Source organism: Prevotella pallens ATCC 700821 (assembly GCF_000220255.1).
In the GTDB taxonomy this organism is placed as follows: Bacteria; Bacteroidota; Bacteroidia; order Bacteroidales; family Bacteroidaceae; genus Prevotella; species Prevotella pallens.
Genome location: NZ_GL982540.1, coordinates 1 through 726 on the forward strand (window position 1 = coordinate 1; position 726 = coordinate 726).

Sequence of the window (726 nt, forward strand, 5' to 3'; positions counted from 1 at the left end):
GTAATGGACATTTGGTAGGCTGAAAACCTCACGTGTTTTAGTAATGGACATTTGGTAGGCTGATCATTCCAGCCTACTTTTTGTATTTATGAATCCATCTATAAACTTCTTCTTGTTAGCTTCATTCAATCCATTATGATTATGTAGTTCCCTTTTAAGCTGTGAGTTAAATCCTTCCAATAGATTTGTTGTATTAGGAATTTGTAATTCTGTATAATCCTCATACGTATAGAGCCATTTAAGATGAGTCTTAACAGAACGTCTTGCAGTTCTCAGTCTTCTATGTGTATAGGTCGTCTTGCCAGAGATTAGAAGAGTTCGTTCGTCTAGAAACTCTTTCCATTTATCACACCATTTCTCAAAAGCTGTTATAAACTCTTCTTTTCCCAAAGAGAACATACTTCTCATTAAAGTTAATAGTTCAACGCCTGCAGGTAAATGTGGATTGTTAGTAAGAAGCCTTCTAACTATCTGGAATTGGTGGAACTGACACATTTGTACGGGACAGAAACTTATAGCTTGTAAAAGTCCCATGTGTCCATCACATACCACTGCTTTTATTGTAGTTCCACGCTTCGCAATATACCGAAGTCCATCAAGATAATCCTTATTAGTTTCGTTCTTAACAAACTTGCGATAAAGTATTTTACCTGATGATGCGTCCTGGAAAAGCATCACGCCAAATGTCTTGGAAAAGTAAGTCGTATCTATTATTATTACTGCAGA

1 protein-coding gene is annotated in these 726 nt (G+C 36.2%); it reads right to left on the reverse strand.

The genetic code is table 11. From position 1 onward, the window contains the following. Positions 1–63 precede the first annotated feature (63 nt). Positions 64–726: IS256 family transposase, variant Zn-binding type (locus HMPREF9144_RS12715; protein WP_006046529.1), on the reverse strand; the 663-nt coding region annotated here is incomplete at its 5' end.